Annotated in this window: 16 protein-coding genes and 1 other annotated feature; of the genes, 15 read left to right on the forward strand and 1 reads right to left on the reverse strand. The window is 48.0% G+C overall.

The annotated features are described in order from the left end of the window. Positions 1–177: 177 nt before the first annotated feature. The 8 genes from hemA (at position 178) to ysxE (ending at position 9522) form a co-directional block, all read left to right on the forward strand. Positions 178–1545: a glutamyl-tRNA reductase gene (hemA, locus tag C5I45_RS06560; RefSeq protein ID WP_003152628.1), complete on the forward strand. Its 1368-nt coding sequence runs from the start codon at positions 178–180 to the stop codon at positions 1543–1545. Between the two features lie 7 nt (positions 1546–1552). After that, a complete protein-coding gene (locus C5I45_RS06565) occupies positions 1553–2383 on the forward strand; it encodes a cytochrome c biogenesis protein (protein ID WP_003152629.1) in 831 nt (276 codons plus the stop codon). A 34-nt stretch (positions 2384–2417) separates the two neighbouring features. Continuing rightward, entirely contained in the window at positions 2418–3359 is a 942-nt protein-coding gene (gene hemC / locus C5I45_RS06570) for a hydroxymethylbilane synthase (protein ID WP_003152630.1), read from the forward strand. Then, on the forward strand, positions 3349–4131 hold the full coding sequence (locus tag C5I45_RS06575) for a uroporphyrinogen-III synthase (protein ID WP_014305519.1): 783 nt from the start codon (positions 3349–3351) through the stop codon (positions 4129–4131). The genes hemC and C5I45_RS06575 overlap by 11 nt, the downstream gene beginning before the upstream one ends. Positions 4132–4133: 2 nt before the next feature. Continuing rightward, positions 4134–5108 carry a porphobilinogen synthase gene (gene hemB / locus C5I45_RS06580; protein WP_103695114.1) on the forward strand — a complete coding sequence of 325 codons (975 nt, stop codon included), beginning with the start codon at positions 4134–4136 and terminating at the stop codon, positions 5106–5108. Positions 5109–5136: 28 nt separating this feature from the next. Further along, positions 5137–6426 carry a glutamate-1-semialdehyde 2,1-aminomutase gene (hemL, locus tag C5I45_RS06585; protein ID WP_003152633.1) on the forward strand — a complete coding sequence of 430 codons (1290 nt, stop codon included), beginning with the start codon at positions 5137–5139 and terminating at the stop codon, positions 6424–6426. 132 nt (positions 6427–6558) lie between these two features. Continuing rightward, complete coding sequence (locus C5I45_RS06590; RefSeq protein ID WP_107994285.1) at positions 6559–8466, forward strand: LysM peptidoglycan-binding domain-containing protein; 1908 nt, start codon at positions 6559–6561, stop codon at positions 8464–8466. Between the two features lie 33 nt (positions 8467–8499). Continuing rightward, positions 8500–9522, forward strand: coding sequence for a spore coat protein YsxE (ysxE, locus tag C5I45_RS06595; protein ID WP_012118110.1), 1023 nt, complete (start codon positions 8500–8502; stop codon positions 9520–9522). Between the two features lie 14 nt (positions 9523–9536). Here ysxE and C5I45_RS06600 read toward each other — a convergent pair whose 3' ends face one another. Continuing rightward, complete coding sequence (locus C5I45_RS06600; RefSeq protein ID WP_003152639.1) at positions 9537–9728, reverse strand: hypothetical protein; 192 nt, start codon at positions 9726–9728, stop codon at positions 9537–9539. A 172-nt stretch (positions 9729–9900) separates the two neighbouring features. Further along, positions 9901–10122: a binding site (T-box leader), on the forward strand. 58 nt (positions 10123–10180) lie between these two features. Between C5I45_RS06600 and C5I45_RS06605 the strand changes: the two genes are divergently transcribed. The 7 genes from C5I45_RS06605 to mreB all read left to right on the forward strand — a co-directional run bounded on the left by C5I45_RS06605 (position 10181) and on the right by mreB (position 18736). Beyond that, entirely contained in the window at positions 10181–12823 is a 2643-nt protein-coding gene (locus C5I45_RS06605; protein WP_003152640.1) for a valine--tRNA ligase, read from the forward strand. Between the two features lie 58 nt (positions 12824–12881). Next, a complete protein-coding gene (locus C5I45_RS06610) occupies positions 12882–14174 on the forward strand; it encodes a bifunctional folylpolyglutamate synthase/dihydrofolate synthase (RefSeq protein WP_107994286.1) in 1293 nt (430 codons plus the stop codon). A 139-nt stretch (positions 14175–14313) separates the two neighbouring features. Next, positions 14314–15066: a prepilin peptidase gene (locus C5I45_RS06615; protein ID WP_003152643.1), complete on the forward strand. Its 753-nt coding sequence runs from the start codon at positions 14314–14316 to the stop codon at positions 15064–15066. Positions 15067–15192: 126 nt separating this feature from the next. Further along, a complete protein-coding gene (locus C5I45_RS06620) occupies positions 15193–16194 on the forward strand; it encodes an SPOR domain-containing protein (protein WP_003152644.1) in 1002 nt (333 codons plus the stop codon). Positions 16195–16334: 140 nt separating this feature from the next. After that, positions 16335–16904 (forward strand): Maf family protein, encoded by a 570-nt coding sequence (locus tag C5I45_RS06625; protein WP_003152645.1) that lies wholly within the window; start codon positions 16335–16337, stop codon positions 16902–16904. A gap of 31 nt (positions 16905–16935) precedes the next feature. Beyond that, entirely contained in the window at positions 16936–17631 is a 696-nt protein-coding gene (gene radC / locus C5I45_RS06630) for a RadC family protein (protein ID WP_003152646.1), read from the forward strand. Between the two features lie 91 nt (positions 17632–17722). Further along, positions 17723–18736: a cell shape-determining protein MreB gene (mreB, locus tag C5I45_RS06635; protein ID WP_003152647.1), complete on the forward strand. Its 1014-nt coding sequence runs from the start codon at positions 17723–17725 to the stop codon at positions 18734–18736. The last annotated feature ends 13 nt before the right edge of the window (positions 18737–18749 follow it).

The raw sequence follows: 18749 nt of genomic DNA on the forward strand, positions 1-18749 counted from the left end.
GTAAAGGATTTTTAGTATGATGATTACAGTGGGAACGAGCTTTTTATACTATAGCATAACATTTTTGAAATCTGTTCACATTTTCCCGAAGAAACTATGTTATAATTATTATAAATAATAAATTCTATGTTAGAATGATTATAAATAAATTGCGATGTACGGGGGTGCATGAAAGCGATGCATATTCTTGTTGTGGGAGTAGATTATAAATCCGCCCCTATTGAAATACGCGAAAAAATAAGTTTTCAGCCGGATGAGCTTGCAGAAGCGATGCTCCGCTTAAAAGAAGAAAAAAGCGTTCTAGAAAACATTATCGTGTCAACCTGCAACCGCACCGAAATATATGCGGTGGTCGACCAGCTTCATACCGGCCGTTATTATATAAAGACATTTTTATCCGAATGGTTCTCGCTGCCGAAAGAAGAGCTGTCTCCGTTTCTGAAATTTTATGAGAGCGACGCGGCGATCGAGCATTTATTCCGTGTGGCGTGCGGTTTAGATTCCATGGTCATCGGAGAGACGCAAATACTCGGCCAGGTCCGCTCGAGCTTTAAAACGGCGCAGGCAGAAAAGACGATCGGCACCATTTTCAATGAGCTGTTTAAACAGGCGGTGACCGTCGGCAAACGCACGCATGCCGAAACCGATATCGGCGCCAATGCCGTTTCCGTCAGTTACGCCGCCGTTGAACTCGCGAAAAAAATCTTCGGCTCATTGTCAAATAAGCACATTTTGATTCTCGGTGCGGGAAAAATGGGCGAGCTCGCCGCAGAAAACCTGCACGGTCAGGGTATCGGCAAAGTAACGGTCATCAACAGAACGTTTTTGAAGGCAAAAGCGCTTGCTGACCGTTTCTCCGGAGAAGCGCGCAGCTTAAACCAGCTTGAACATGCACTTGCTGAAGCTGATATTTTAATCAGTTCGACAGGCGCAAGTGATTTCGTCGTGTCTAAAGAAATGATGGAGAGAGCGGGCAGACAGCGGAAAGGCCGTCCGTTATTTATGGTGGATATCGCTGTGCCGAGAGACCTCGATCCGGCGCTTAACGATCTTGAAGGTGTTTTTCTGTACGATATTGATGACCTTGAAGGAATCGTTGAAGCCAACTTACAAGAACGCCGCGAAACCGCTGAAAAAGTCGAGCTGTTTATTGAAGCGGCAATTGTTGAGTTTAAGCAGTGGCTTAATACACTCGGCGTCGTGCCGGTTATTTCGGCGCTGCGTGAAAAGGCGCTGTCCATCCAGTCCGATACGATGCAGAGCATTGAGCGCAAGCTGCCTCATCTGACGGTAAGAGAGAAAAAACTTCTCAGCAAACATACGAAAAGCATCATTAACCAAATGCTGCGCGACCCGATTCTGAAAGCGAAAGAGCTTGCGGCTGAAGCGGATTCAGATGAAAAGCTGAAGCTGTTTATGCAGATTTTCGATATTGAGGAAGAGGCCGGCCGCCAGCTGGACAAAAGCCTGGATAACCGCCAGACGGTTCATTCGTTTCAAAAGGCAGAAGCAAAAACGGGCTTACGTCCGCTTGTAAGTGAGTGAGGGCTGTATGATTGATACAGCAATGGCAAGACTTAATGAAGCGACAATTGTTATTTATGCAGTAAGCGTCCTTTTTTACTTTATAGATTTTCTTCAACACAACCGGAAGGCTGGAAAAATAGCCTTCTGGTTGCTTTCTATTGTCTGGACTCTGCAAACTGTCTATCTTTCTTATTTCATGTGGCAGACGGGCAGATTTCCGGTCTTGAATATTACAGAGGCCCTTTACTTTTATGCGTGGGTGCTTGTCACGCTTTCACTTGTGGTCACGCAGATTCTGCGGGTTGATTTTATCGTGTTTTTCACGAATGTCATCGGTTTCTCGATGATTGCGATCCATACGTTTTCACCGACGGATCAGCATTCGGCCGCCTTTTCCGGCCAGCTGGTCTCAGAGCTTTTGGTCATTCATATTACAATGGCGATTCTGTCTTACGGCGCTTTTTCCCTTTCTTTTGTCTTTTCGCTTCTTTATCAGTTTCAATATTCTTTATTAAAGAAGAAAAAATGGGGAAAATGGCTGTTGAGAATTGAAGATTTGTCAAAACTTGATTATATGGCTTACGTTTTAAATGTCATCGGGGTTCCGATGCTGCTGTTGAGCCTGATATTAGGCGTGATCTGGGCGTATGTGTCGCTGGAAACGCTGTACTGGTTTGATTCAAAAGTGCTCGGCTCGTTTATTGTGCTGCTTTTATACAGCTACTATTTATATATCAGAATGATTAAGGAACTGCAGGGGAAAGTGGCGGCGTTATGGAATTCAGCATGTTTTCTCGTGCTGATGATTAATTACTTCCTGCTCGGAAGCCTGTCACAATTCCATTGGTTCAGTTAACGCACGCGCCCAAACAGATTCGGGAGGAAAGAAAATGAGAACGATTAAGGTAGGTTCCAGACGGAGCAAACTGGCTATGACCCAGACAAAATGGGTGATTAACAAACTGAAGGAATTGAATCCTTCCTATGACTTTGAAATCCGGGAGATTGTCACAAAAGGCGACCGCATCCTCGATGTTACACTGTCAAAAGTGGGCGGCAAAGGTTTGTTTGTCAAAGAGATTGAACAGGCGCTGCTGCATCAGGAGATTGATATGGCGGTTCACAGCATGAAAGACATGCCCGCCGTTTTGCCTGAGGGTCTTGTCATAGGCTGCATACCGAAACGTGAGGATCCGCGTGATGCGCTCATTTCAAAAGGGCATCAAAAGCTGGACGGCATAAAAGAAGGGGGCATCATCGGCACCAGCAGTTTAAGAAGAAGCGCCCAGATTCTTGCTGAACGCCCTGACCTTACAATTAAGTGGATCAGAGGCAATATCGATACGAGACTTCAAAAGCTTGAAACGGAAGATTACGATGCTATTATTTTAGCGGCTGCGGGGCTTTCGAGAATGGGCTGGAAAGATGATGTCGTATCGGAATTCCTCGAACCGGACCGCTGTCTGCCTGCGGTCGGCCAAGGCGCTCTTGCCATTGAATGCAGAGAGTCGGATGAAGAGCTTTTGAAGCTGTTTGCGCAATTTACCGATGAGTATACGCAGCGCACGGTGGCAGCCGAACGGGCTTTCTTACACGCGATGGAAGGCGGCTGCCAAGTGCCGATAGCCGGGTATGCGTCCGTCAATGACCGGGATGAGGTTGAATTGGTCGGTCTTGTCGCGTCTCCGGACGGAAAGACGATTTATAAAGAAACAGCGGCGGGACATGATCCGGAAGAAATCGGGAAACGCTGTGCGGCGATGATGTCTGAAAAAGGAGCCAAAGCACTAATCGACAGCGTGAAACAGGAGCTCGAACAGGATGGCAAATGACCTTCCTTTACAAGGAAAGACCGTGCTCGTCACCCGGAACAAAAGACAGGCAGCACCGTTTCGAAAAAAAGTGGAGGCGCTCGGCGGAACGGCTGTTTCCGCCTCTCTGATCGCTTTTCAGGAAGCGCTCCCGGATGAATGTGCGGACAGTCTGCGGGAAGACCTTTCTGAACCGGGCTGGCTTGTGTTTACAAGCGTAAACGGTGTCCGGTTCTTTTTTTCCTACCTTGATCAGCATGGCCTTGCGCTTCCGGAACGGAAAAAAATCGCAGCCGTCGGTGAAAAGACAGCGCGCGCCCTGAAAGAGCGGGGAGCCCGGACGGATGCGATGCCTGACGAGTATGTGGCGGAATGTCTGGCTGATACTTTAAAACGGCACGCATCAGCTGCCGAACCCGTTTCATTGATAAAGGGCAATTTATCACGCGATGTCATAAAAGCGGAGCTTGAGCCGCTTGGCTATCAAATAAGGGAATGGGTGTTATACAATACCATTCAGGATGAAAAAGGCATGGACGAGCTGAGACGGGCTGCATCCCGCTCTCATTTTGATTTTATTACGTTTACCAGTTCATCGGCGGTGCATACGTTTATGCACGCGGTCGGAGACGGAGAAAAAGCGTGGGAAAACAGCGGTGCGAGCTATATCAGCATCGGCCCTTTGACAGAGAAAGCGCTCTTGGAATACGGGATCTCATCCCATGTGCCTGACACCTATACGATTGAAGGCATGCTGGACGTCATGTGCAGCATGTCGGGAAAGGATAGATAATGATGAATCAAACATTTAACAGACACCGCCGTTTGCGCGCGAACGCTGCGATGAGAGATCTAGTAAAAGAAACACGTCTTCACCCTTCAGATTTTATTTACCCGTTATTTGTCGTTGAAGGACTCGAAGGAAAAAAAGAAGTTCCTTCCATGCCGGGGGTTTATCATGTATCACTCGATTTGTTAAAGGATGAAATGGCTGAGCTGATATCGCTCGGCATTAAGTCGGTCATCGTTTTCGGCGTGCCGGAAGAAAAAGACGCCTGCGGAACCCAGGCTTTTCACGATCATGGCATTGTGCAGAAAGGGATTGCTGAAATTAAAAAGCATTATCCTGAAATGATCGTCATCGCTGATACATGTCTCTGTGAATACACGGATCACGGCCATTGCGGCGTCGTGAAAGACGGAATAATCCTCAATGACGAGTCGCTTGAGCTGCTGGCGCAGACAGCCGTCAGCCAGGCTAAAGCCGGCGCTGACATCATCGCTCCTTCAAATATGATGGACGGTTTTGTCACAGTGATCAGGGAAGCGCTCGACAAAGAAGGATTCACGAATATTCCGATCATGTCTTATGCCGTGAAATATTCAAGTGAATTTTACGGCCCGTTCCGCGACGCGGCTGACAGCACGCCGCAGTTCGGTGACCGAAAAACATATCAGATGGATCCGGCCAACCGCCTGGAAGCGCTACGTGAGGCTGAATCAGACGCGGCAGAAGGCGCTGACTTTTTAATCGTCAAACCGTCTATGTCATACTTAGATATTATGCGTGATGTGAAAAACCGCCATCACCTGCCGCTGGTCGCATATAATGTGAGCGGGGAGTATTCCATGGTGAAAGCGGCAGCCCAAAACGGCTGGATTAAAGAAAAAGAAATGGTGCTGGAAATTTTAACGGGCATGAAACGTGCAGGAGCCGATCTGATTATGACGTATCATGCAAAAGACGCAGCAAAATGGCTTGCTGAGTAACGATTTCATTTGACGGGAGCTGAGGCAGATGAGAAGCTATGAAAAATCAAAAGCCGCTTTTAAAGAAGCGCAGAAACTGATGCCGGGCGGAGTGAACAGCCCGGTGCGCGCGTTTAAATCAGTTGATATGGATCCGATCTTTATGCAGCGCGGAAAAGGATCGAAAATTTTTGATATTGACGGCAATGAATATATCGACTACGTCCTGAGCTGGGGGCCGCTCATTTTGGGCCACACGAACGACAGGGTCGTTGAAAGCCTGAAAAAAGTAGCCGAGAACGGGACAAGTTTCGGGGCATCTACTGAAGTGGAAAACGAACTGGCCAAATTGGTCATTGACCGTGTGCCGTCTGTTGAAATCGTGCGGATGGTCAGCTCCGGCACAGAGGCGACAATGAGCGCCCTGCGTCTGGCAAGAGGATACACCGGCCGCAACAAAATTTTGAAATTTGAAGGCTGTTACCACGGCCATGGTGATTCGCTGCTGATCAAAGCGGGATCCGGAGTGGCGACACTCGGCCTGCCGGACAGCCCGGGCGTGCCGGAAGGAATAGCAATGAATACGATTACCGTTCCATACAACGACTTGGAAAGCGTTGCACTCGCATTCCGGGAGTACGGTGAAGATATTGCCGGGGTCATTGTTGAACCGGTAGCAGGCAATATGGGCGTTGTTCCGCCGCAGGAAGGCTTTTTACAAGGACTTCGCGACATTACGGAACAGTATGGCGCGCTGCTCATTTTTGATGAGGTCATGACCGGTTTTCGCGTGGATTATAACTGCGCGCAAGGGTATTTCGGCGTGACGCCTGACTTAACGTGTCTCGGCAAAGTCATCGGCGGCGGTCTTCCTGTCGGTGCGTATGGCGGAAAAGCTGACATTATGGAACGAATCGCGCCGAGCGGTCCGATCTACCAGGCGGGAACATTGTCTGGAAATCCGCTTGCCATGACAGCGGGACTTGAGACGTTACAGCAGCTCACACCTGAATCTTACCAAGAATTTGTGAAAAAAGGCGATATGCTTGAAGAAGGCATTTCAAAAGCAGCTGCAGCACACGGCATTCCGCACACGTTTAACCGGGCGGGGTCAATGATCGGCTTCTTTTTCACCAATGAGCCTGTCATTAACTATGAAGCAGCCAAATCTTCTGATTTAAAGCTGTTCGCCAAGTATTATAAAGGGATGGCCGACGCAGGCGTATTTCTGCCGCCGTCTCAATTTGAAGGATTGTTTCTCTCCACTGCGCATACAATGGAGGATATTGAAAATACCATTCAAGCCGCTGAGAAAGTGTTCCAGGCGATCAGCCGCTGATACCGAAAAGCCGATGCAAGCAAGACTTGTATCGGCTTTTTTCAATGCCTCCATTATCATATTTTCCCGGATTGCGGCATACACCTTTAGTGACATCTAATTGTATGGATTAGATGAAAGGAGGATATGAACTTGCCGCATAATCACCGATTGCAATTTTCTGTTGAAGAATCAATCTGTTTCCAAAAAGGACAGGAAGTTTCTGAATTACTTTCGATTTCATTAGACCCTGACATCAGGGTGCAGGAAGTAAATGATTATGTCTCAATTAAAGGATCATTAGAACTTACTGGCGAGTACAACATAGATCACAGCAGTCATTTTGAAGAGCTTGATAGGGAGCTGAGGCATGTAGAGGAAGTGAGGGCGAGGGAGGATGGCACGGCCGAGCTCATTCATTGTTTCCCGGTGGACATCACGATTCCGAAAAATAAAGTGAGCCACCTCAATGATGTTTTCGTATTTATTGATGCCTTTGATTATCAGCTGACGGATTCAAGGATCTTAACCATTCAAGCTGATTTGGCAATTGAAGGGCTGCTTGAGGAATCCGAGCCGAAAGAGCCGGAGATCCCTTTGTACGTGGCGCCTGAATTTGCCAGAGAAGAAATGATCAATCTTGCCGGACATCATTCTGAGGACGAAAATGAACCAGAATTAATGATACGCCATGAGCCTGAAATACCTTTGACTGTATCAGAAGAAGCAGCACAAGAAACAGAGAAGAACGAGGAAGAAATCCCGCCTTTACTCAGGCAGGAGGAAGAAGAGCAGGAAGCAGCCCCGATTCTGAGGGAGCGGGAAGAAGAAAAGCAGGAAACAGCCCCGATTCTGAGGGAGCAGGAAGAAGAGCAGGAAGCAGCTCCGATTCTGAGAGAGCAGGAAGAAGAGCAGGAAGCAGCCCCGATTCTGAGGGAGCAGGAAGAAGCGCAGGAAGCAGCCCCGCTTCTGAGAGAGCAGGAAGAAGCGCAGGAAGCAGCTCCGATTCTGAGGGAGCGGGAAGAAGTGCAGGAAGCAGTCCCGATTCTGAGGGAGCGGGAAGAAGAAAAGCAGGAAACAGCCCCGATTCTGAGGGAGCAGGAAGAAGAGCAGGAAGCAGCTCCGATTCTGAGGGAGCAAGAAGAAGAGCAGGAAGCAGCCCCGGTTTTGAGGGAGCAAGAAGAAGAAGAGCAGGAAGCAGCCCCGATTCTGAGGGAGCAAGAAGAGGTGCCTAAACCTGTTTCCTTTACTGAGCCTCCTCCTCCCGTTTCCTTCCAGCACGAAGAAGAGCCGGAAGAAGCTGAGGAGCCTGCAATCATGTCAGCTGTGAGGAATGAACCCGTATTTGAGGATGATTCAGCAGAAGTGCAGGAAGAGCCGAAAGATGATATCGAACCGGTTTTCCCTGCTTTCACTCTGACTCCGCATGCAGAAAAACCAAAAATTGCGGAACAGCCCTTCCTTCAAAAAGAAGAGCAGCCAGAGGCCGAGCCGCTTCTCCGTCAGAGCGATCATAAGGCGGCAGAAGACGAAGATGAGCCTGCGGTTTTTCAAGAGGAGCAGGCGCCCGTTTATCGCGAGTTCGTTCCGGAACGGCAGGAAGAGGAGTTTTACAGCGCTCCTAAGCTGCTTGAAGAAGAGGCTCATGATGAAGAAGGGTTTGAAATTGAGGTAAGGAAGATGGCGCCGCCGGAGGAGGAAACCGGGAAGCCTCTCGATTTGTCTTTTCAGTTTTCCAAACTGCCGCCTGAGGAGCCGGCGCAAGCTGAACAGCCTGAGCCGCTTAAGCCTGAAAGAAAGAATGAAGAAGCGGCACCGGGAACCGAGCAGAAGGAAAATGACAACTCTCATTACTTGACAAAATTATTTACAAGGGAAGAAGAAAAGTTTTCAAGAATGAAAATTTGTATCGTGCAGCAGCAAGATACAATCGACCGGGTGTGTGAACGATATGACATTACATCCCAGCAGCTCATCCGAACGAATGCTTTATCGTTTGATGACGAGCTTGAGGAAGGTCAGCTTCTGTATATACCTGAATATAATAACAGCCATGTGTAAGCACAAAGAGGCCGTAAAAATGTGGTGAATGGAATGGAAGCAGTCCAATCAGTGCTTCAGGAATACGGGCTGGCGGCTGAGTATATTGAGCCTGTCAGCCCGCATGTTTGGAAGGTCTACTCAAACTACGGCATTTTTGCTTTGAAACAGCTCAAGCCGGCCCGCAGCAGTGAATTTACGGATCTTATGATTGAGATTGAGGAGAAAGGCTACCGATCATTTGTGCCGATCTGCCGCACGTATGCCGGCGATTTTTTTGCAGGGAGACAGACGGAGAATTCTTATTATTTAATGCCTTGGCTTCAGTACGATCAGGAGGAAGAACGGGACCAAAAACATGTTTACCTTTTTAAAGAGGTCGCGAAGCTCCATTCTGCGACTGTGCGGGACATCCAAATCCGGACTGAAGATATCAGCGGCTTTTATGAAGCAACGAAAAGAGATTGGGAAAATGATAAGCTTGTCTATGAACAATTCGCCGACCGGGCGGAAAAAGAGTGGTACCTTTCACCTTTTGAACTGCAGGCCGTTACGTATCTTACAGAAACGGTTTCCGCCGTCAATTTTGCTCTGGAACGTCTGGAAGAATGGTTTGACGCAGCAAAGGATCATGACAAGACGAGAGCGGTGATCAACCACGGCAGTTTATCGAGCCGCCACTTTCTGTATAATGATGCGGGATCGGGCTTTTTCACGAATTTCGAGAAAGCTGCACTGGGCCCTCCGCAAAATGACCTGCTCGGCTTTTACTCCAGAATGTTCAGAAGCTATCCGAAAGCATGTCCGGAATGTCTGGACTGGTTTTATACGTATCACAAATCATTCCCGCTCCGTGAAGCGGAAATCAGTCTGTTTCTCAGCTATATGGCTTATCCGTCCGCCATGTACAAAGTGCTGAAACGGTATCAGACCGGCCAAAGGGGCTCTGAAAAAGAAGAGTGCACGCAATTATTAAGAGCGTTTTGGCAGATGAAAAACGTTGAGCCTTTTCTCATGAAGGTTCATCAGATTGAACGGGAGAAAAAAATAAAAGCGGAAAACGAGTCCTCTTCATAACGGGACTCGTTTTTTTATATCCATTCCAAATGCAGGGCGCACGCTAAAAACAGCAGGATGGCAAGCAGCAGGACATCAAAAGTCGTCGGAAAGAAAATCGTCCTGATCCCCTGAAAGATCGTAATCGGGATAATGACTTGCACGGATACAAGGCGGACCTGTCTGGCCCACTGGGGGAGCGAATAAGAATTGAATTTTTTTCTCACGGGCAATTCCTCCTCACATTCGCCTTTCTATGTATCGTATGTAAGGGGAAGAGCGGGGTGCATGCCCATTTATGTATGACGGCAGCGGTTTTTGGAAAAGATGATTGACGAATCAAAAACACTTTTACTATAATAAAGAACATAATAAATAAGATCATGAGCTGATATAAATACACCTGCTTTGAACGGGAAGAGTACAAGAAAGACGCATGAAGAGAGAGAAGCTACTGTGCTGAAAGGCTTCTTATGCCGTCTCATTGGAAGGTCGCCCGGGAGCATAATTTCTTGAACATACAGTAGAGAAATTCGGGCCGCACCCGTTATCCGTTTAAGTGCATGAACAAATCTGTTCATGAAAAAAGGTGGTACCGCGAAAGAGCTTTTCGTCCTTTATCAGGATGAAGGCTCTTTTTTAGTTGCTCAGCCATTTCTAAACATGCTGGAGGGTTATCATGGATACAAACGAACAAACAATGCCGACAAAATATGATCCGTCTGCGATTGAAAAAGGCCGCTATGATTTTTGGCTGAAAGGAAAATATTTTGAAGCGGGCGGCGATCAAACGAAACAGCCGTATTCTGTCGTCATTCCGCCGCCGAATGTGACGGGCAGGCTGCACCTCGGACATGCGTGGGATACGACGCTGCAAGATATCGTTACGCGTATGAAACGCATGCAGGGCTATGACGTGCTCTGGCTTCCGGGCATGGACCACGCCGGCATCGCCACTCAGGCAAAAGTCGAAGCGAAACTCCGCGAACAGGGCACAAGCCGTTATGACCTCGGCCGTGAAAAGTTTTTAGAAGAAACGTGGAAGTGGAAAGAAGAGTATGCTGATTTCATCCGCAGCCAATGGGCCAAGATGGGACTCGGACTCGATTATTCACGTGAACGTTTTACTCTTGATGAAGGGCTGAACAAAGCCGTGCGTGAAGTCTTCGTCAAGTTGTACGAGAAAGGCTTGATTTACAGAGGCGAATATATCATCAACTGGGACCCTGCCACAAAAACGGCTTTATCCGATATTGAAGTGATTTACAAAGACGTACAGGGCGCGTTTTATCATTTGCGCTACCCGTTAGCAGACGGTTCAGGCTCAATTGAAATCGCGACCACCCGTCCGGAAACGATGCTTGGCGACACGGCTGTCGCGGTTCATCCTGAAGATGAGCGCTACAAGCACTTAATCGGCAAAACGGTGATTCTGCCGATTACAAACCGCGAAATTCCGATTGTCGGCGATGATTATGTTGATATGGAATTCGGGTCAGGCGCCGTTAAAATCACGCCTGCCCATGACCCGAATGACTTTGAACTCGGAAACCGCCACAATTTAGAGCGGATTCTCGTCATGAATGAAGACGGAACAATGAATGAAAAAGCGCTGCAATATAACGGCATGGATCGGTTTGAATGCCGCAAAAAACTCGTCAAAGATCTTCAGGAATCCGGCGTTCTCTTTAAAATCGAAGACCATATGCATTCTGTCGGCCACAGTGAGAGAAGCGGCGCCGTTGTTGAGCCGTACCTGTCCACACAATGGTTTGTCAAAATGCAGCCGCTGGCCGATGCTGCGGTTGACCTTCAGGCAAAGGAAGAGAAGGTTCACTTCGTTCCTGACCGTTTCGAGAAAACGTACCTGCACTGGATGGAAAACATCCGTGATTGGTGTATTTCCCGTCAGCTGTGGTGGGGCCACCGCATCCCGGCTTGGTATCATAAAGAAACAAAAGAAGTGTACGTCGGCCTTGAGGCGCCTGAAGACAGCGAAAATTGGGAGCAGGATTCAGACGTGCTTGATACATGGTTCAGCTCCGCGCTTTGGCCGTTTTCTACAATGGGCTGGCCTGATGAAAACGCTGAAGACTTTAAGCGGTATTACTCAACCGATGTACTTGTAACGGGATATGACATCATTTTCTTCTGGGTATCCCGGATGATTTTCCAAGGTCTTGAGTTTACCGGCGAGCGTCCGTTCAAAGACGTGCTGATTCACGGCTTAATCCGTGACGAGCAGGGCAGAAAAATGAGTAAATCCCTTGGGAACGGCGTGGACCCGATGGATGTCATCGACAAGTACGGAGCGGATTCCCTGCGCTATTTCCTGGCAACCGGAAGTTCACCGGGACAGGATCTCCGTTTCAGCTATGAAAAAGTGGAATCCACATGGAACTTCGCAAATAAAATTTGGAACGCCTCCCGTTTTGCATTAATGAACATGGACGGCATGACGTATGACGAGCTTGATCTGTCCGGTGAAAAATCAGTTGCTGATAAGTGGATCCTCACAAGACTGAATGAAACGATAGAAGACGTGACACAGCTTGCGGATCGTTATGAATTCGGTGAAGTCGGACGCCACCTGTACAACTTTATCTGGGACGATGTGTGCGACTGGTATATCGAAATGGCGAAGCTTCCGCTGTACGGGGAAGATGAAGCGGCGAAGAAAACAACCCGGTCTGTTCTGGCATACGTGCTTGACCAGACGATGCGTCTTCTTCACCCGTTTATGCCATTCTTAACGGAAGAAATCTGGCAGCACCTTCCTCATGAAGGTGAGTCAATCACGATCAGCTCTTGGCCGGTTCCGGTGCCGGAACATACGGATAAAGAGGCAGCGGCGGATATGAAACTGCTCGTTGAATTAATCCGTTCTGTCCGCAATATCCGGAGCGAAGTCAACACGCCGATGAGCAAGCAGGTTGAACTTTACATTAAAACATCTACCGAAGACATTGCCGGCCGCCTTGAGAAGAACCGTTCTTACGTTGAACGCTTTACGAATCCGAGCACGCTGAAAATCGGGACGGATATCGCTGCGGCAGACAAAGCGATGACAGCGGTCGTCACCGGAGCGGAAGTCATTCTGCCGCTTGAAGGGCTGATTAACATTGATGAGGAGATCGCCCGTCTGCAAAAAGAATTCGACAAGCTGACAAAAGAAGTCGAACGCGTTCAGAAAAAACTCGGCAACGAAGGATTCATTAAAAAAGCTCCTGAGCATGTCATTGAAGAAGAACGCGGAAAAGAGAAAGACTACACGGCAAAACGCGAAGCTGTCCGGCAGCGGATTGCAGAGCTGAAAGGCTGATAAAACAGCGGGGCGGTTTCCTAAGAAACCGCCTTGTCGTATAAAAGAGGGGATTTCATTGTTTAATACGTACAAAGAAGCGATCAGCTGGCTTCACGGCAGACTCAAGTTCGGCGTTAAGCCGGGCCTTCTCCGTATGGAAAAGCTGATGGAAAAACTGGAACACCCGGAAAAGAACATTCGCGCCATTCATGTGGCGGGCACAAACGGCAAAGGATCAACCGTTTCTTTTATCCGTTCCGTCCTTCAAGAAGCCGGTTATACGGTCGGCACGTTCACATCGCCTTACATGATTACGTTTAATGAGCGAATCAGCGTCAACGGCACGCCGATTACCGATGAGGAATGGAGAACGCTCGTTAATGACATAAAACCGATAGTCGATGAGCTTGATAAGACCGATGCCGGAACGGTGACGGAATTTGAAATCATTACAGCGTGTGCATTTTTATATTTTGCGAAGCGGGCTGATATCGATTTTGTCATTTTTGAAGCGGGGCTCGGCGGCACATTTGATTCAACCAATATTGTGAAACCGCTTCTGTCGGTCATTACAAGTATCGGACATGACCATATGGCCATTTTAGGCAATACCATCGAGGAGATCGCCGGGCAGAAAGCCGGTATTATTAAAAATTCCATTCCGGTCATTACGGGCGTCAATCAGCCGGAAGCACTCGGCGTTATTGAAGCGGAAGCCGAAAAAAAGCAGGCTCCGTATCAGTCACTTTATAAAACATGCAGACTGTTTAATGAAGCGGCGCTTCCGTCCGGCGAAAGCTTTTCGCTGGAAACAGAAACGAAATGCTATGAAGACATTCAAACGTCGCTGATCGGCATTCACCAAAGGCAGAATGCGGCATTGGCGATATTGGCCGCTGAATGGCTGAATCGCCTGGAAGCCGCAGTCATTTCAGAAGAAGCGATGCGAAACGGCCTGAAAAAAGCTTCCTGGCCGGGCCGGTTTGAACGTCTTCAAAGCCGCCCTTTAGTGTTTGCGGACGGCGCCCATAACGAAGAGGGTGTTGAAACGCTGACAGAAACGATCCGGCAGCGCTTTGCCGGTAAAAACGTCCATGTCGTATTCAGCGCATTAAAAGACAAACCGTATCAGGAAATGATTAAAAAGCTTGAAACCGAAGCGGATTCCATTCACTTTGTATCATTTGACTTTCCGCGTGCTTCAAGCGCCGAAGCCCTTTACAATGCAAGCAGTCTTGCATCTAAGAGCTTCGATGAGAACCCGGACAGTGTGAAAGAATGGATAGAACAAAAAGACGGGGCGGATGATGTCATCATCATTACCGGCTCCTTATATTTTATTTCAGAGATGAGAAAGCGGCTTATCTGACAGCCCCTCGGATGCCCGGCAGACCATTTTCCGGTTTTGCCGGGTGTTTTTATGCTGAAAATATATTTTCAGCCATTTCAGTCATGGTGTTTTTCTTTGCTATAATCTGAGCCAGATTGATAGTAAAGGTGTGGTCTGAGTGCTTTTGATTCTGTTTTTTCTCGGCTTGATTTTCGGTTCTTTTTTTTATACAGCAGCGTGCCGTATCCCGCTGCGAATCTCGGTTATTTCGCCGCGTTCATCCTGTTCGTTTTGCCGCTTGCCGCTCTCCTGGGGGGAGCTTGTGCCCGTCGTCTCCTATATTCTGCAAAGAGGCAGATGCAGAAACTGCCGTGCGAAGCTGTCGGTTATGTATCCGGCGGCGGAATGCTGGACGGCGTGTTTATTCACGGCTGCAGGCATTCATTTCGGTTTCTCAAAAGAACTGTTAGTCGCGCTGTTATTTCTGTCTCTCCTCATGATTGTTACTATGACGGATCTGCAATATATGCTGATTCCTGACAAAGTTCTGCTGTTTTTTCTTCCGCTTTTCATCGCCGGCCGTATGTTTTCTCCGCTGGATTCATGGTATGCGGGGTTTGCCGGAGCCGTTTGCGGATTTTTTCTGCTTGTTTTTATCATGTTTGTCAGTAAAGGAGGCATCGGCGCAGGTGATGTGAAACTGTTTGGGGTGATCGGCCTGACGCTCGGCGTGAAGCTCGTGCTCATTGCATTCTTTCTTTCCGTTATGATCGGAGCGGTATACGGTATGTGCGCCGCAGCCCGGGGCAGTCTTGGTAAAAAGCAGCCATTTCCGTTTGCGCCGGCCATCTCAGCCGGGAGCGCTTTGAGTTATTTATACGGTGATGAGCTGTTTTCGTTTTACATCAAGCTCGCTTCAGGCGGGGCTTGAAAAATTTGGCGAACGTTTTTTGGACAAGACGACAAAAGTCTTGTTCTTTTTTTTTTCGCCTATGCTAAAGTGTGAACCATGATCAGTTCAAGGTACGGCCAAGACGAATGCAAGGGGGAAGAGACGTTGAAAAAAAGGAAGAGCAAAAAGCACAGCAAAGCTAAAAACAATGCCCTTAAAGTAACCATTAACGGACAAGAAGAAACGATGTATGGACAAGAAGATGTGAATGAAGGCGGGGAGAAGACCGTCACATTTTCCAATTGGGAAGAAACAAAAAAGGCGGAACAGGAGACTGCCGCATCCCATGAAGATCCGAAAGAAGAAGATTTCAATTGGGATCATGAGAAGAATTCTGAGGTATTTGAAGATGACCCGAAAGTCGTTCCGCCATACCAGAAGAAAAAAAACGGCCCTCATTTTCCGAAAAAAAAGCAGCCGTCTTCTCCAGTTAAAAAGGCGGTCACGACAATTGCCGTTGCGGCTGTTTTAGGCACCGGGCTCGGCCTTGTCGCCTTAAATATGTCGGGAAGTAAAGAAGCCTCCGCTCCGGCATCAGCTGACAAAGGTTCACAAGGGCAGACGGTGAAAGCGGGAGATGTTTCTAACGACAAATCTGAAACAGCCGGCACAGGAGATGCGGAATCTTCAGCGGGAAACTATAAAACATATGCGGTGCAGGCCGGAAAATTTTCATCAGAAAAAGGAGCGCAAACGCTTGTTGACCAGCTGACTGAAAAAGGATACTCGGCCGTCTCTCTGGCAAAAGAAGACGGATACACATACGTGATCGCCGGGCTTGCAGCGGAAAAAAGCTTATCACAGCAATTGGGTCAGACACTGATAGACCATGATTTTGAGGCTTGGGGCGGAAAGGAGCTCAGCTTTGCGGTCGATTCAGGGCTGGAAGACTCTTTTAAACAGGCATCTGAGCTCTCCGCCAAAGCGATTACCGGCAAAAATCTTTCAAAAACGGAAGTGGCTGAAGCGGCAAAAGCGGCAGACGGCGCAGACGCCGCTGACAAAAAGCAGAAAGAGGCCGTGCTTCAAGCGCTGAAAGAACTGGAAACGTCGGGTTCGGAATCCGGCTGGAAAGCCCAAAAAGAGCTTTTAAGTGTTGTAAAATAGTATCTCATTTCCCGTCATCCGGCGGGATTTTTTATTTTGTCATCAAAAAGTTATTTTTCTGAAATTGTGGTTGCCCGTTTGATTTGGTAGGATAGACAAGTATCTTTTTTTCTTAAGCAAACCCTGAAAGGATGACAACCATGACAAAACGCTTAATACTCGCATCACAATCTCCGCGAAGAAAAGAACTCCTTAATCTTCTTCAGATTCCTTACAGCATTATTGCGAGCCGCACAGAAGAAAAATTAAATCGAAACCTTTCGCCGGAAGAAAACGTCCAATGTTTGGCCGAGCAAAAAGCTAGTGCTGTATTGGCCGAAAATCCCGATGCAGTCGTTATCGGGGCTGACACGATGGTGTGCACAGACGGCGAGTGCCTCGGCAAACCGCGTGACAGGGAAGAAGCGGCACAGATGCTGCGGAGGCTTTCCGGCCGAAGCCATCAAGTCATTACGGCGGTCAGCATTCAGACGCATGACCGGAAAGAAACATTCTGTGACACAACGGAAGTGACGTTTTGGCCGCTCAGTGAAGACGACATACAGCTCTACATTGAAACAAAAGAACCGATGGATAAAGCAGGTGCATACGGCATCCAAGGAAAAGGCGCGCTTTTAGTGAAAAAAATAGACGGTGATTTTTATTCTGTCGTCGGGCTTCCTGTCGCTAAAACAATGAGAGCCTTGAAAGAATTTAATATAAAAGCTTGATGTTCAAACCGGGAAGGGGAACAAGGAGGGGTTGATCATCCGTGATCTGCCGTTAAAATTAAGAGATTTCCCCGAAAAAGAAAAACCGAGAGAGCGGCTTCTGCACTTCGGAGCCGAACATCTCTCTAACAATGAATTGCTCGCCATCCTGCTGCGGACGGGAACGAAACATGAGTCCGTCATGAACCTCGCTCACCGGCTGCTGCGGACGTTTGACGGGCTGCGCCTGTTAAAAGGCGCCTCTGCCCAGGAGCTTTCCAGCATTCCGGGAATCGGAACGGTGAAGGCCGTTCAGATTCTTGCCGCAATTGAGCTGGGGAGCCGCATTCATAAGACATCCGCCGGGGAGCATTGCGTCATCCGCTCTCCGGAAGACGGGGCGAAGTATGTGATGGAGGATATGCGCTTTTTAACCCAGGAGCATTTTGTCTGTTTATATTTAAATACCAAAAATCAAGTCATTCATAAACGCACCGTTTTTATCGGAAGTCTGAATTCATCTATTGTCCACCCGCGGGAGGTGTTTAAAGAAGCTTTCAAACGATCCGCCGCGTCCTTCATTTGCGTTCATAATCATCCTTCAGGAGATCCTACACCGAGCAGGGAAGATATAGAGGTAACCAGGCGGCTTTTTGAGTGCGGAAATTTAATCGGCATCGAGCTGCTGGATCATTTGGTCATTGGTGATAAAAAATTTGTGAGTTTAAAGGAAAAAGGATATTTGTAACACTTTTTTTTTCGTTGATTTAAGATATAATAGATTTTATGAGTTTTTCCCTTTAGGGTATTTTTGCTTTAAGAAAGGAAGATACATACATATGTTCGGAATTGGTACAAGAGACCTTGGTATAGATTTGGGAACCGCGAATACGCTTGTGTTTGTTAAAGGTAAAGGAATCGTAGTGAGAGAGCCGTCTGTCGTTGCTCTGCAAACGGATACGAAGTCAATCGTTGCGGTCGGTAACGATGCGAAAAACATGATCGGAAGAACTCCGGGCAACGTGGTTGCGCTCCGTCCGATGAAAGACGGCGTTATCGCTGACTATGAAACAACTGCGACAATGATGAAATACTACATTAATCAGGCTGTGAAAAATAAAGGATTGTTTGCGAGAAAGCCGTACGTTATGGTGTGTGTGCCGTCAGGTATTACGGCCGTTGAAGAACGGGCGGTCATCGACGCGACAAGACAAGCGGGCGCACGTGACGCTTATCCGATTGAAGAACCGTTTGCGGCAGCAATCGGCGCGAATCTTCCGGTATGGGAGCCGACGGGCAGCATGGTCGTTGATATCGGCGGCGGAACAACTGAAGTGGCGATCATTTCTTTAGGCGGCATTGTCACGTCTCAGTCAATCCGTGTAGCCGGTGACGAAATGGACGACTCAATCATCAGCTATATCAGAAAAACATATAATCTGATGATCGGTGACCGTACGGCGGAAGCCATTAAAATGGAAATCGGTTCAGCAGAAACCGGTGAAGAAAATGCGTCAATGGAAATTCGCGGCCGCGACCTTCTGACAGGTCTGCCGAAAACGATCGAAATCACGGGAACGGAAATTGCAAATGCACTGCGTGATACAGTTCTCTCAATCGTTGATGCGGTGAAGAGCACGCTTGAAAAAACACCGCCTGAGCTGGCCGCTGACATTATGGACAGAGGTATTGTATTAACAGGGGGAGGCGCCCTGCTCCGCAATCTCGACAAAGTCATCAGTGACGAAACGAAAATGCCTGTTCTTATCGCTGAAGATCCGCTGGATTGTGTTGCGATCGGCACTGGAAAAGCACTGGAGCACATCCATCTTTTCAAAGGAAAAACAAGATAATCAGGAGTTAAAT

Source organism: Bacillus sp. ZY-1-1 (genome assembly GCF_003047165.1).
Lineage (GTDB): Bacteria > Bacillota > Bacilli > Bacillales > Bacillaceae > Bacillus > Bacillus velezensis.